11 protein-coding genes are annotated in these 14,005 nt (G+C 68.0%); 4 read left to right on the top strand and 7 right to left on the bottom strand.

Going from position 1 to position 14,005, the window contains the following annotated elements; all coding sequences use genetic code 11:
* Nucleotides 1-5 precede the first annotated feature (5 nt).
* Entirely contained in the window at nt 6-2,243 is a 2,238-nt protein-coding gene (locus QM721_RS11150) for an alpha-amylase family glycosyl hydrolase (protein WP_415121901.1), read from the top strand.
* 117 nt (nt 2,244-2,360) lie between these two features.
* On the opposite strand, the gene QM721_RS11145 is transcribed toward QM721_RS11150, so the two are convergent.
* Nucleotides 2,361-2,657 (bottom strand): hypothetical protein, encoded by a 297-nt coding sequence (locus QM721_RS11145; protein ID WP_415121899.1) that lies wholly within the window; start codon nt 2,655-2,657, stop codon nt 2,361-2,363.
* Nucleotides 2,658-2,717: 60 nt separating this feature from the next.
* Between QM721_RS11145 and QM721_RS11140 the strand changes: the two genes are divergently transcribed.
* Entirely contained in the window at nt 2,718-3,926 is a 1,209-nt protein-coding gene (locus tag QM721_RS11140; RefSeq protein ID WP_415121897.1) for a THUMP-like domain-containing protein, read from the top strand.
* Nucleotides 3,927-3,957: 31 nt separating this feature from the next.
* Here the strand turns inward: QM721_RS11140 and QM721_RS11135 are convergent, their stop codons facing one another.
* Complete coding sequence (locus tag QM721_RS11135; protein WP_415121896.1) at nt 3,958-4,653, bottom strand: MOSC domain-containing protein; 696 nt, start codon at nt 4,651-4,653, stop codon at nt 3,958-3,960.
* Nucleotides 4,650-5,960: an alpha-amylase family glycosyl hydrolase gene (locus tag QM721_RS11130; protein WP_415121894.1), complete on the bottom strand. Its 1,311-nt coding sequence runs from the start codon at nt 5,958-5,960 to the stop codon at nt 4,650-4,652. The genes QM721_RS11135 and QM721_RS11130 overlap by 4 nt, the downstream gene beginning before the upstream one ends.
* Nucleotides 5,961-6,187: 227 nt before the next feature.
* On the opposite strand from QM721_RS11130, the gene QM721_RS11125 reads away from it, so the two are divergent.
* Both QM721_RS11125 and treS read left to right on the top strand, forming a co-directional pair.
* Nucleotides 6,188-6,982: a transglutaminase-like domain-containing protein gene (locus QM721_RS11125; protein ID WP_415121892.1), complete on the top strand. Its 795-nt coding sequence runs from the start codon at nt 6,188-6,190 to the stop codon at nt 6,980-6,982.
* A gap of 433 nt (nt 6,983-7,415) precedes the next feature.
* Complete coding sequence (gene treS / locus QM721_RS11120) at nt 7,416-9,629, top strand: maltose alpha-D-glucosyltransferase (protein WP_415121891.1); 2,214 nt, start codon at nt 7,416-7,418, stop codon at nt 9,627-9,629.
* 233 nt (nt 9,630-9,862) lie between these two features.
* On the opposite strand, the gene QM721_RS11115 is transcribed toward treS, so the two are convergent.
* From QM721_RS11115 to QM721_RS11100, 4 genes are all read right to left on the bottom strand, one after another.
* Entirely contained in the window at nt 9,863-10,192 is a 330-nt protein-coding gene (locus tag QM721_RS11115; RefSeq protein WP_415121890.1) for an SHOCT domain-containing protein, read from the bottom strand.
* Nucleotide 10,193: 1 nt separating this feature from the next.
* Nucleotides 10,194-10,628 (bottom strand): hypothetical protein, encoded by a 435-nt coding sequence (locus tag QM721_RS11110; protein WP_415121889.1) that lies wholly within the window; start codon nt 10,626-10,628, stop codon nt 10,194-10,196.
* Nucleotides 10,629-10,707: 79 nt separating this feature from the next.
* Entirely contained in the window at nt 10,708-13,398 is a 2,691-nt protein-coding gene (locus QM721_RS11105; RefSeq protein WP_415121888.1) for an MFS transporter, read from the bottom strand.
* On the bottom strand, nt 13,395-13,895 hold the full coding sequence (locus tag QM721_RS11100) for a MarR family winged helix-turn-helix transcriptional regulator (RefSeq protein WP_415121887.1): 501 nt from the start codon (nt 13,893-13,895) through the stop codon (nt 13,395-13,397). Before QM721_RS11100 ends, QM721_RS11105 begins: the two co-directional genes overlap by 4 nt.
* Between the last annotated feature and the right edge of the window lie 110 nt (nt 13,896-14,005).

The raw sequence follows: 14,005 nt of genomic DNA, 5'->3' as shown, positions 1-14,005 counted from the left end.
ACCCGATGAGCAAGTCAGCAAACCTCACCGCTGCCTTTGCGCTGACCGGTGCGTTGGTGGTCGCATCGTGGTCGCCGGCCGCCCAGGCGGCGCCGGGCGACCTGACCGTCGCCTCGCTCTCGGCCAGCCAGGCCAAGGCACTGGCGGCGTCGAGCGCCCGCAATCAGGAGACCGCGCTGAACATGTACTCGGTGATGACCGACCGGTTCGCCAACGGCGACCCGTCCAACGACACCGGTGGCATCTCGGGCGGCCCGCTCCAGCATGGCTTCGACGCAACGAAGAAACAGTTCTACAACGGTGGTGATATCAAAGGCCTGACCGACAAGCTCGACTACATCAAGGGCTTGGGCATGAACGCCATCTGGATCACGCCGCCGTACGAGAACGATCCGGTGCAGATTCTGCCGAATTACACCTCGGCGTCGTACCACGGCTACTGGATCACCGGCTTCGACACGATGGACAAGCATGTCGGCACCCCTGCCGAGGTGAAGACGTTCATCGCCGCGGCCCACAAGAAGGGCTTGAAGGTGATCTTCGACGTGGTGGCCAATCACACCGCGGACGTCTTCGACTATGCCCAGCAGGAGTACACCTACCGGGCGTCCGACCAGTACCCGTACAAGGATGTGAACGGCAACGCCTTCAACCCCCACGACTTTGCGACGAGCAGCCAGTTCCCGCAGATGAAGGTCGAGGACATGCCGTACACGCCGGTGCAGCGCCAGGCCTCCGACGCCACCAAGCGCTCGCCCGCGTTCTTGAACGATGCGCTGAATTACCACAACCGTGGTGACTCCACGTTCGCGGGTGAGAGCTCACAGTGGGGCGATTTCATCGGCCTCGACGACGTATTCACTGAGAAGCCCGCGGTGGTCAATGGCTTCAAGGACATCTTCAAGGGCTACATCAAGAACTACGGGGTGGACGGCTTCCGGATCGACACCTACAAGCACGTCAACATCGAGTTCTGGCAGCAGGTGATGCCCGACGTGGAGAGGTATGCGCACACGCAGGGCAAGAAGAACTTCTATGTCTTCGGTGAGGTCGCCTCGCCGACCGCCGAGGAGGTGTCGTGGTGGTCGACCAAGGGTCGCAGTGGCTCGATGCTCGACTTCGCGTTTCAGGGGGCGATTCGCAAATTGCTGGCGGAGAACGCTCCGGTGTCGACGTTGGCCGACCTGTTCGCGCAGGACGACCTGTACACGACGAAGGACTTCAACGCCTACAACCTGGCCACCTTCGTCAGCAATCACGACATGGGCCGAATGGCCAACATGCTCCGGGTCGACACACCCGAACAGCCGGACTGGGCGTTGCTGCGCCGGCTCAACGTGGCCAACGCGGTGCTCTTCTTCTCACGCGGCAACCCGATCGTCTACTACGGCGACGAGCAGGGCTTCGTCGGCAACGGCAACGACACCGGGGCGCGCGAGTCACTGTTCGCCAGCAAGGTGCCCGAGTACGCGGAGGAGACCCTGCTGGGCACCGACCGAACCGGCGCGCAGGACAACTACGGCACGAATGTTCCGATGTATCGCCAGATTCAGCGGATCGCGGATGTGGTCAACGCCAACCCGGCGTTGAAGAACGGCGCCCAGGTGACCCGGCACGTCGACGAAGGCCAGGGCGTCTTCGCGATGAGCCGTACCGATGCCGGCAAGGGCGTCGAGTACGTGGTCGCGGTCAACAACGGCTGGACCGACAAGCAGGTTGACATTCCGACCTACAGCGCCAACATGGCGTTCACTCAGCTCTACCCGGCGGGCAGCCAAACGCTGTACACCGATCTGAACAAGCGGCTCTCGCTCACGGTGCCGGCCATGTCAGTGACCGTGTTCAAGGCGGCCAAGGCGGTGGCCAAGAGCAGTTCGGCCCCGTCGGTCGAGCTCACCGGCATGACCCCCGGTGCCACCATCACCGACCGGTGGCAGGTGCAGGCCCGCACCTCGAATCAGGGTGGCAGCAACGACCAGGTCACCTTCGTGGCCAAGGTGGGCAACGCTGCCTGGGCCAGTATCGGCACCGACGACAACCCGCAGTGGTCGGTGTGGTTCGACCCGTCCGGGATTGCGCCCGGAACCCCGGTCACCTTCCGGGCGATCGTGACCGACAACAACGGGCACCGGAGGGTGAGCGACGGCATTGTGCAGGTGGTCGGTGAGACCGCCTCGGTCAAGGCTCAGCAGGCTCCGGTTGACACTCCGGAGTCGTTGCAGCCGCAACAGCGCGGTCGCTGACCGACCGCTTGAACCAGGTGGCCCGGTTCGCCCGTCGGGGCGGCCCGGGCCACCTGCGTTGAGGGCTCGTGCCGTGACCGGGGAGCTCAGCCGAGGCGGCCCGCCGGCCATGTGCTGTCAGCGCAGCGTGGGTTCCGGCGGCACGGACGGACCCGCTGCGCCAGCGGCCGGCGGATCGACCGGCTTGGGTTTGCGTGGCAGGCCCAGAGCGTAGCCGGCGAGCGCTCCGGCCAGCAGGGCCAGCGCGGCGCCGGTGATCATGTAGCCGACCGGATTCACGAACGCCAGGCTGCGGTTGGCCGACACCGCGATGTACTGCTTCCACACTTCGAGGCCACCGTAGGCCAGCACGCCGATGGCGCCGACGAGTACGACACCGCCGAGGATCAACAGCACGCGGGAGAGCAGTTTCATGGCCTCAGCGTAGCCCGCACCTGCTCGACGTGGCAGCGCCGATCGGGTAGACATCGCAGCATGGATGCCGAGCAGGCCGCGTGGCTGGTCAGCCCCGCCGCGCAGGAGTGGCTGGCGCGCGCTGCCGCCGAGACCGACCCCGGCTCGCTCGCCGCCGCCGAGCGGCTGCGTCGGGGGCTCAGTCCCCAACACGCCGCCCTGGTGCTGGGGCAGGAGGCGCTGCGGCGCCGGGCGGTCGGCAAATTCGGCCCCCGGGCCGCCGCCTTGTTCTTCACCGCCGACGGCCTGGAACAGGCCACCCGCCGTGACGTGGCGCAGTGGCGGGCGCAACGCTTCCGAGCCGCCGGGGTTCGGACGGTGATCGATCTCGGCTGTGGGCTGGGTGCTGACGCACTCGCCCTGCTGGATGCCGGCCTCGAAGTGATCGCCGTCGAGGCCGACCCGGCCACCGCCGTGCTGGCCCGGGCCAACCTGGGTGTCGAGGTGGTGGCCGGCGACGCCGTGGCCCTGCTCGACGAACTGGACGACGGCGCTGCCGCGGTGTTCTGTGACCCGGCTCGGCGCACGTCGGAGGGGCGCAGTTGGCGGGTGCAGGACCTGAGCCCGCCGTGGTCGTTCGTCGAGCACCTGCTGGCCACCCGCACGTGTTGCGTGAAGCTCGGCCCCGGCCTGCCGCTGAACCGGGTGCCCGGCAATGCCGCCGCGACGTGGGTGAGCGAGTCCGGCGACCTGGTGGAACTGTCGCTGTGGCGCGGGGCGTGGAGTCAGGGTCGCGAGGCGGTGCTGCTGCCCTCCGGCGAGGTTCTGGCCGAAGGCGAGGTGTCGGTCGGGACGGTCCCGCCGGCCCAGGACGTGCCGGCCGACCAGACGTCCGGTGCGCCGCACCCCGCCGTACCGGTGAAACCCGGCGAGGTGCTGTACGAGCCCGACCCGGCGGTGATCCGGGCCGGCCTGGTCGACCGGCTCGCCGTCGGCATCGCCGCCCGCCGGGTCAGCCCCGGCATCGCCTACCTGGCCGGGGCCGAGCATCGTCCCACCCCGTTCGCGACCGCCTTCGAGGTGGTGCGGGTGCTGGACGCCGGCGAGCGGGCATTGCGGGCCTGGGTGCGCGCCGAGCGCATCGGCACCCTCGAGATCAAGAAGCGCGGCCTGGAGGTCGACCCGGCGGTGCTGCGCCGGCGGCTCAAACCCTCGGGGCCCAACGCCGCCACGATCGTGCTCACCCCGACCCCCGACGGAGCCCGGGCGCTGGTCGTCCGGCGGTTGTGAGCCGACGACCGGTGTGTGCGGCGGGGGCAGCTCAGCCGATGGTGAAGGTCGCACCCCGGCGGGCGTAGTCGAGCGATTCGGCGTCCAGATAATCGGCGGCGGTCAGCACCAGGGGTGCCAGCTCGCGCTCCAGTGTCTGTGACCGGAACAGCACCTCGATGGTCACCGCGTGGTCGGGTCGGAACACCACCTCGACCGGGTCTGCGGCCCGCACCACCCCGGGAGTCACCACCGACAGGTAGGCCCCCGGCTTGGCGGCGCGGGTGAACGTCTTCAGCCAGCCGCGCTCGGCGATGAACGCCCGGAACGTATTGCACGGAATGCGCGGGCAGGTGACCCTCAGCTCCACCGCATCGGGGCCCGTGCCGATGCGCCACCGCTCGCCGATCAGAGCACCGTTGACGTCCAGCCCTTGGGTGGTCAGGTTCTCGCCGAAGCTGCCGGAGATGAACTGCCGCCCCACCTGCGCGCCCAGGGCGTCCAGGTCTTCGCGGGCGCAGGCGTACACGGCCTGCACGTCGCCGCCGTGATTCTTGCCGTCGCCGATGTAGTCGCCGGCCAGCCCGCTGCGCCGGTCGGGGCCCAGGGTGCGGGTGCGGTCGCGCGCCCCCGGTGCCCTCACTGCAGCCGAGGCGACCGGCTGCTTGTCGATGCCGGTGGTGTTCTCGGGCTTGCCGCGATCGAGGGCCGGGCGGCCCAGGTTCACCGACAACACCGATGCCGTCATGCCGCCCCCTCGATTCGGGGCAGGAAGGGTGCGTCGCTTGGCGAGCGGGGTCGCACCCCGACCGCCCACCCGTGCGGCGGCACGGTGTTGGCGCAGCCGGGGCTGGCGATCAGCACCTCGCCCTCGGGCATCGGGCCGTCCTGGTCAGAGATGTTCAGCGCCAGCTCGATGACCTGCTCGGGTCCGGCCACCAGCACCACCACCGACTCGTTGGTGAGATCACGGGTGGTGACCACGCCGTCGACGATCCACGCGTGCTTCCGGCGCAGGCCGAGCAGCCTCCGGTACAACTCGCGGGTGTCCGCCCCGAACGGCAGCAGCCCGTCGGGGGTCTGCGGAAATGGTGGCCGCACCGCGTCGTCGCCGCCGACCTGGTCGAGCTTGACGCCCTCGAACCGCTGCTCATCGCCGGCGTAGATCGACGGAACGCCCGGCAGCAGCGTGAGCAGCACGGCGGCGTGTTCGATGTGCCGGCGGTCATCGAGCTTGGAACTGATCCGGGTGACGTCGTGATTGCTGATGAAGATCTGCGGCCTGAAGTGCTCGCAGAACCGGCGGTGCCGTTGCAAGGCCCAGTCGAGGTTCCACAGGTTGTGGTCGTTCATCGACTGCCAGATGCCGTGCCACAACTCGTACTGGGTTACCGAGTCGAGACCCGAGTGGGCGACGAACTCGTCCTTGTCGCCGTGGATCACTTCGCCCAGCAGCCAGCAATCGGGGTAGGCGGCCTTCACTCGTTCGACGATCGGACGCCACGCGTCCGCACCGGGCGCGTAGGCGGCGTCGAGCCGCCAGCCGTCGATGCCGCGCTGCTGCCAGTGGCACATGACGTCGACGACGAAGTCTTGCACCGCCGAGTTGCCGAAATTGAGTTCGACCAGGGCGTCGTGTCCTTCGAACACCCGCGGGTAGCCGTCCACCCAGCGCAGCCAATCGCCCTCAGGCGTGCCCGGGCCGGCGGCCAGGGCGCGCTGCACGATCGGGTGCTGGCGACCCAGATGATTGAACACGCCGTCGAGCAGAATGCGAATGCCACGTTCCTTCGCCTTCCACATCAGCTCGCCGAAGTCGTCGTCGTCGCCCAGCCGCGGGTCGATCGCGTAGTGGTCCAGGGTGTCGTAGCCATGGCTCATCGAGGCGAAGATCGGGTTGAGCAGCATGCCGTTGCAGCCCAGGTCGATCAGGTAGTCCAGCCAATTGGCCAATTGACCCAGGCGATGCCGCACCTCGTGCACGGCGGTGTCCTCGGCGTTGACGAAGCCGAGGGGGTAGCAGTGCCACCAAATGACGTGTCCCGTCCAGTCCATCGAGCTCCTCACCCCTCGCGCCGCGAGTCTACCGATCACGGGTGATCTACCGTGCGGTTCAACCCCAGTCGCGAAACATCACGCCAACGGTGGTCGCGTCGAGCACGGCGAGCTCGCGCGCCCCCGCACTCGCGTCGCACGATGCCCGCGCCGGGCGGGTAGGCGGGGCCGGGCGGGTAGGTCTGTCCGGGAGCGGTGCCTTTGCGGGTGCTGGCACCATGGACGCCATGCAACGCACCGTCAGTGCCCACATCGAGGCCACCCTCAGCGCCGACACCGAAGTGGTGCTGGCGATCGCCGTGGCGCACGGCCCCAGTTGCACCGAGAGCCTCGAGATCATCGCCAACGGCGCCCCCGCCGTCGCCCGCGAGATCGCCGCCCCGCACGGCGGCCGGCTGCACCTGGTCACCGGGCTGCCTGCCGGAGCGTTGACCATCGACTACAACGCGACCGTGAACGGGATCGCTCCGGTCGAGCAGCCCGCCGACATCGACCGGATCAGTTACGTGCGGCCCAGCCGCTACTGCGACTCCGACAAGCTGATGCCGGTGGCGGCAGCCGAGTTCGCCGGGCTGCAAGGCAAGAACCTGCTCGACGCCGTCTCCAGTTGGGTCGGCTCGCAGCTTTCGTACGTGTCGGGGTCGTCCAAGCCGATCGACGGGGCGGTCGACACCTATCTGTTGCGGCAGGGCGTCTGCCGCGACTACGCGCACCTGGTGATCGCGCTGCTGCGCGGCCTGAACGTGCCGGCCCGGCTGGCTGCCGTGTACGCGCCCGGGCTCGACCCGATGGACTTTCACGCCGTGGCCGAAGCCTTCGTCGACGGTGCCTGGTGGGTGGTGGACGCCACGGCGTTGGCGCCGCGGCCCACGCTGCTGCGCATCGCCACCGGGCGCGACGCCGCGGACACAGCCTTTCTGAGCACGATCAAGGGGGCTTTGACGCTGCACAGCGTCGAGGTGGGTGCCACGGTCGACGCGCTGCCGAACGACGACCTGACCCTGCTGACCGCGCTGCGCTGAGCTGGTGCCGGTGCGTGACGCCGGCTGAGGGCCGCGCACCCGCAGTGCCCGCTGGCTGCAGCGATGGGGGCTTGGGGTGCGCAGTGCGCCGACCGGCTCGCTGGGCGGGAAAGTGAAGCGCGCCCACCGCTGGTTGAGCTACGTCGAGACACCGTGCCACCGTGGTACGTCCCAGGTCTCGACAAGCTCGACCAACGGTTTCGCCACGGTACCGAGACGATTGGCCGGGCACTGAGAGCCGGTGGGGGCATCTGGCGGGTAGCGGGCTGGCTGCTGAGCCATCCGCCGGTGCGGTGGCCGGCCCGGCTGGTCTACGGGTGGGTGGCGGCGAACCGGCTGCCAGGCGGCGTCGATGGCTGCCGAGTGTCGGCCACCTTCAGCAGGGAAGCATGGAGCACGCAGATCGGCAAGACAGAGCACTAGATTGACGCCCATGACTGTCGAGCCCGAAGACCAGGTCGCACACGACGCCGACGACGTGATGCCCGAGATGACGTTCGACGCGCAGTTCTACCCGGCGCGACCCAAGAAGCTGCGCCCGGCCGCTCGCCGCCGGCAGAACCCGTTGCATGCGATCAGTGCACCGCCGTTCGCCCCCGACGGGCGCAACAAGGCGTATGTGGAATGGCTGGTGGAGCAGTCGATGTTGGGCGACGCTCGCACGCTGGCCCGTCAGTTGGCCGGGCAGCACACCATGTGGAGCAATCCGTACGCGGCCCCCGACCCGCGGGCCGCTGTCGACCGGGCTTCCGCCTGGTTCACCGCCTACCCGCTGTCGTTGATCACCGCGCCCAACCAGTCGTTTCTGGGCGCGCTGGGTGACGACGAACTGTGGCGCTGCTTCGAGGCGGTCGGCATCGACGCCGTGCACACCGGGCCGGTGAAGCTGGCGGGCGGTATTCGCGGCTGGGACGCCACCCCCAGCATCGACGGCCACTTCGACCGGATCAGCATGGCGATCGACCCGCTGTTCGGCACTGAGGACGAGTTCCGCGCCATGTGTGAGGCGGCCGGCAAGCACCACGGCACCATCATCGACGACATCGTGCCCGGCCACACCGGCAAGGGCGCCGACTTCAGGCTGGCCGAGCTGAACTACGGTGACTACCCGGGCATCTACCACCTGGTGGATATTCCGCCCGAGGCGTGGCACCTGCTGCCCGAGGTGCCCAAGGGTCACGACGCGGTGAACCTCGACCCCTCGCACGAGCAGGCGCTCGCCGAAGCGGGCTACATCATCGGCGAACTGCAGCGGGTGATCTTCTACGAGCCCGGCGTCAAAGAGACCAACTGGTCGGCCACGCCGCCGGTCTACGACCACACCGGCACGCTGCGGCGCTGGGTGTACCTGCACTACTTCAAAGAGGGCCAGCCGTCGATCAACTGGCTCGACCCCACCTTCGCCGGCATGCGGCTGGTGATCGGGGACGCCCTGCACTCACTGCTCGACCTGGGCTCGGGCGGGCTGCGGCTCGACGCCAACGGCTTTCTGGGTGTGGAGAAGAACGCGTCTGGGCCGGCCTGGTCAGAGGGTCACCCCTTGTCGCAGGCGGCGAATCAGTTGATCGGGTCGATGGTGCGCAAGGTGGGCGGGTTCACCTTCCAGGAACTCAACTTGACCGTCGACGACATTGCCGAGACCGGCAAGGTGGGGCCTGACCTGTCTTACGACTTCGTCACCCGGCCCGCCTACCACTTCGCGCTGGCCACAACCGACACTGAGTTTCTCCGGCTCACCCTGCGCCAGGCGATGGCCGCCGGCATCGATCAGGCGTCGTTGGTGCATGCTCTGCAGAATCACGACGAACTCACCTACGAGCTGGTGCACTTCGCCACCCGGCATGCCCACGACAGGTACACCCTGGGCGGGACGGAGTACACCGGCATCGACCTGGCCGAGTATGTGCGCGAGACGCTGCGGCAGAAGATCACCGGCGAGGCTGGCCCCTACAACGCCGTGTTCACCCAGAACGGCATCGCGTCGACCACCGCCTCGGTGATCGCCGCGAGCCTCGGCTATGACGACCTGGACGCCATCGGCCCGGCCGAGGTCGAGCGGATCAAGAACGCCCACCTGTTGCTGTGCATGTACAACGCCTGGCAGCCGGGGGTGTTCGCGCTGTCGGGGTGGGATCTGGTCGGCGCGCTGCCCCTGGACCGGTCGCAGGTGCAGAGCCTGATCGCCTCGGGCGACACGCGCTGGCTCGAACGCGGGGCCTACGACCTGATGGGCTGGGCGCCGGACGCCGAGAGGTCCGCCTCGGGCATGCCGCGGGCCCGGGTGCTGTACGGGTCGCTGCCCGAGCAACTCGCCGACCCCAAGTCGTTCGTGTCGCGATTGGCGGCGATTCTCAAGGTGCGCAAGCGGCATGGCATCTTCTCCGGCAGCTTGCTCGATGTTCCCGAGGTACCCACCAAAGAACTGCTGGTGATGGTCAACCGGCTCTACGTGGGGGCGGTGCAGGTCACGGCGCTCAACTTCGGGCCCGACAAGATCACCGCCCGGGTGCAGTCGGAGTCGATCCCGGCCGGCCGGGTGTTCGACCTTTCCACCCGCCGCAAGGTCGACAACGTGGACGACCTGGGCGGCTTCTCAGTCACGCTGCCGCCGTTCGGCGGCCTGGCGATGATCGTGCGCGAGAACTGAGCCGTCGGTCGGGCTGGACAAAAGCCGAGCCTGTCGAGACCCCGTGTCGGAGCGACACAATTGGGTCTCGACAGGCTCGACCAGCGACATAGGGAAGCACCGATCAATGCGCCCATCGCTGGTTGAGCTTGTCGAACACCCTTGCCACTGCGTGATGACCGAGGTCTCGACAAGCTCGACCAGCGAAATATCAGCGCTTGCCTCGACAAGCGATTGATCAGCGCTGCGGCTGGCTAGCTGGCCAGGATCACTGCCTTCTGGGCCTCGAACTCGGCGTCGCTGAGAATGCCTGCCGTGCGCAGCTCGGCGAGTTGCGTGAGCTGGGCGATTCGGCGCTGCATCACGTCGTCGCTGGGCGCTGCCGCCGGGGCGGGCACGGGTGGCGGGGGCGCGTACTGCTGCACCGGCGGTGCAGGCGCGTACTGCTGCACCGGCGGTGCGGCCTGGGCGGCCGCGGCCCGGGCCTGGTCTTCGGCCGCCCAGCGGTTGTCTTGGCGGCGACGCACCTTGCCGTGCACCGATGTGGCGACCGCCACCTTCGCTGCCGTCTTGAACAGCGCCATGTCAGGACTCCGTTTCTTCGAGTAGTTCGTCCAGTTCGTCTTCGGCGAGGACGCCGCCCATGATGATCTCTGACCCGGCGTTGGCGAAGTCGCTCAGCACGTTCAGCAGGGTCAGGTGCTCGACCACCAGCACAGCCGTCAGGCTGCCGGGTTCGAGATCGTCAGACAGGGCTCGCACGTCGTCAGAGGTGAGCAGGTCACTGGACGCGCCGATCAGATCGGGCGGCAACAGGTTGCTCAGGTCGTCGCCCTTCACCAGTTCGACGCCGGTGTCGCCGACGCGCACCAGTTCGAGGTCGAGCACGCGCAGCAGGTGGGCGTCGACGGCGGTGAGAAGGGTGTCCCAGGCGGAAGCGACACCGGTACTGGGCAGCACGATGGCCACCACTTCGAGGGGGCCCAGTCGGGCATCGAGCCAATTCGGATCAGCAGACATGGCGTCAGCTTAGCCGCGAGGCCTAGGGCCGCGAGCTGGCCGGAACCACTGTGTCGTCCAACATTTCAGGGCACGGATTTCAGGCCACGGTCGCAGATGAGTCGGACGACGGTGTCGATGCAGACACCCGAATCAGCGGCACCCGAATCAGCGGCAACAGTGCCAGCAGCATCAGGCAGGCCGCGCCGTACAGCAGGTACAGGTCACGGAATCCCTCGTTGAGCGTGCTCTGAAAAGCCTGCCGCAGCGCCGGCGCGCGGGTGTCGATGTCGGCCAGGTAATCGGTCAGAGCCTGTTCGAACGCGCTCGGCACGGCGTCGTGCAGCACCGTGAGCTCGTGCACCGTCGTCGCCACCTCGCGGCGCGCCTGGTCGACCTCGTGGCGTGCTGTCGCCAGCTTGCTGCGAGCCGTGGCCAGCTTGGCGCGTGAGGCGGCCAGCTTCGCCCGTGCGGCCAGCACCTGGTCGCGCCCGCTGATCAGGGTGGCCCGGGCGGCCGTCAGTTGTGCACGCTGGGCCCTGAGCGTTGACCGTTTGGCGATCACGCCGTCACGTTTGGCGGTGAGGGACGCGCGGGCCCGCACCAGCGCCGTTCGTTTCGCGGCCAAGGCCTGCTGCTGTGCCTGCAGGCTGGCGAGCTTGGCCGCCGTCGAGGATCGTTTGGCCGCCAAGGTGACATGTTCGGCCATGAGCGCCGCAATGGAAGCTTGCAACGCCTCGATCTGTGGCTCGAGCGTGGGGTCGGGTGTGGCCTCCAGTTCGGCCAGTTGTGCCCGTTGCTCGGCCAGTGCCTGATCGAGGCCGGCCAGGCCGGCATCGATGCCGGCCAGCGCAGCGTCGACCCCGGCGATCGCCCGGCGCAGCCCGGCCAGCGCCTTGGTGATGCCCGCGACAGCCTTGGCCTGCCCGGCCCGAGCCCGGTTCAGGCCTGCGATCGCCGTGGTCATGCCGTCAACGCCCCTGGTCATGCCGGCGATCGCCGTGGTCTGCTTGCCGATCGCAGTGCTCATCGAGGCTGTGGAGCGGTCCATGCGATTCAGCGCGGTGCGCATGCCGGCCAGCCCGGCGTTCATCGTTGAGATCTTCGAGCTGAGCGTGGCGCTGCTGCTGGCCAGCGTGTCGTCGACGGTGCCGAGCCGGTCGATGCCCGTTGTCACGCCGTGTTGAATATCGGCCACCACGGCGGGGGTCTGTTCGGCGAACAGGTATCTCGCCACGGTCTTGGTGGCGTCGACGATCGTGGTGACGTCGGCGTTCTTCAGCACGGTGACCAGGTCGTCGGGCAGGGTGCCGCCGCTGTCGGTGTTCACCTCGATCGTGGTGGCGGTGGCCAGATCGGGGAACTCCACTGTGTCGAGGGCCTCGGCGAACCGGTCGTCGGCCCGCCACTTGGCGAATCTGGCCTGCAGAGTCGCGGCGTAGGGCAACTGCGGCGCAGTGATCGTCGAGGGCAGTTCGGCCGTCAGCCGGGCCTGCACCAGGCCGCCGGCATGGGCCAGAAAGCCGACCATGATGGCCGGGGCCAGTGTGGTGCCGATCGAGCGCACCAGCGACAAGGTGCCCAGTGCCGAGTTCGATTGGTGCGGCGGAGTGAGGCTCAGCATCAGGTAGTTGAGCGGTGAACCGATCACGCAGCCGAGGCCCAGGCCGATCAACACCAGGGTGACGATCACGCTGGGGTAGCCGGGTTGGGGAATCACCCAGGCGATCACGCTCACCGCGGCCAGCGCCGACACGCCGGCGCCCAGGGCCAGCACTCGCTTGGGGCCGAACGTATCGGTCAGTCGTCCGGACAGTGGAGCACCCACCCCTGAGGCGAGCCCGAGAATGATCACCAGGTAGCCGCCGGAGCCGCTGGGTAGTTGTAGGGCATTCTCGGCCAGTTGGGGCACGAACACCACGCCCATCAGAATGAACCCCGACAGGAACGAAGCGGCCAGGGTGAGCGCGATCGGGGCCTCGGTGAAATAGCGCAGGTTCAGCACCGGGTCAGCGGCCCGGCGTTCGGCCAGCACGAACACCGGCAGCAACAGCACGAAGGCGAGTAGAAACGGGTAGACCTCGGTTGAGGTCAGGCTGCCGGCCAGGTCGAAGAAGTCGACGTTGGTCAGGCCGTACAGCAGGCTCATGATCATCGCCACGAGCAGTGCGGTGCCGACCAGATCGAGCGGCGCCACCGTGGTTTCGCGATGGTCGGGCAGCAGCACCAGCCCGCCGACCACGATCAGCGCCGCGATCGGCACGTTGACGTAGAAGATCCACTGCCAGTTGGTGGTACCGGCCAGATCGAGGATCAGGCTGCCCGCCGATGCTCCGAGTAGGTTCGCGATGCCGAACACCGCACCCACCAGACCCAGCGCCATGCCGCGTCGTTCGGGGGGCACCTCGGTGCCGATCTCGGCAGTGGCGATGGGCAAGATGCCGCCGCCGCCGACCGCCTGGATCGCCCGCGCGGCGATCAGCATGCCGAAGCTGCCAACGTCCTGGGACAGTCCGCACAGCAGCGAGCCGATGCCGAAGAGCGTGATCGCGGTGAGGTAGACGGGCTTGCGGCCCAGCCGGTCGGCCAATTTGCCCAGCACCGGAATTGCCGCCGCGTACGACAGCGTGTAGACGGTGATCATCCAGATACCCAGTTGCTCGTCGACGCCCAGGTCGTCGGCGATGATGGTGCGCGCCGGCGTGACGATTCCGGTGTCTATCGCTCCCATGAAGATGCCCAGCAGGTAGAGCCCGATGGCTACGGCCCAGGTGCGACGAGTGCCTTTCATGGGTTCGCTCTCTCGGCTTGACTCGAAGTCCGCAGGTCACGGTCGAACCGCTCCAGAGCCGCATTCACCACACTCAGTACGCGGGCGCAGGCATCGAGTTCGGCATCGGAAAAGTCAGCCAGTGCGTTGGTGTGCAGTTCGCCCAGCGGGGTGAAGAATTCGTGTGCCACCTGGTGGCCGTGCTCCCCGAAGCGCAGTACCACGGTGCGACGATCGCGGGTGCCGCGCTCGCGCCGGACGTGCCCGGCGGAGGTCAGCCGATCAACGGCATAGGTGACCGCGGCCGGGGTGACGTCGAGCTGGGCGGCCAGCTCGCGAAGCGTGAGTGGCGTTGTGGCCAGGTCGGCGGCGTAGATGGCGGTGAGCGCGCGCAGGTCGGTGGGGTGGAGGCCCTGATTCGACGCGAAGCCGTGGCCGACCCGCTCTGATGCCCAGCCCACCTGGCGAACGAGGGTGACCAGGGTGTGCAGCAGGGCAGCGCGGTCGTGATCGGGCACGGCACGAGTCTAGACAGTTCATTAAGCGGTTTGATCATCCATCGACTTGAAAGAGTGGGGCCGGGGTAGGTGAAAGGTTGATGAACATAGCTGACCCATAGCGCAGAGCT

Origin of the sequence: Micropruina sp. (assembly GCF_047602085.1) — a bacterium.
GTDB lineage: Bacteria > Actinomycetota > Actinomycetes > Propionibacteriales > Propionibacteriaceae > Micropruina.
The sequence above is the reverse complement of the archived record's forward strand: the minus strand, read 5'-3'. Positions and strand labels throughout refer to the sequence as shown.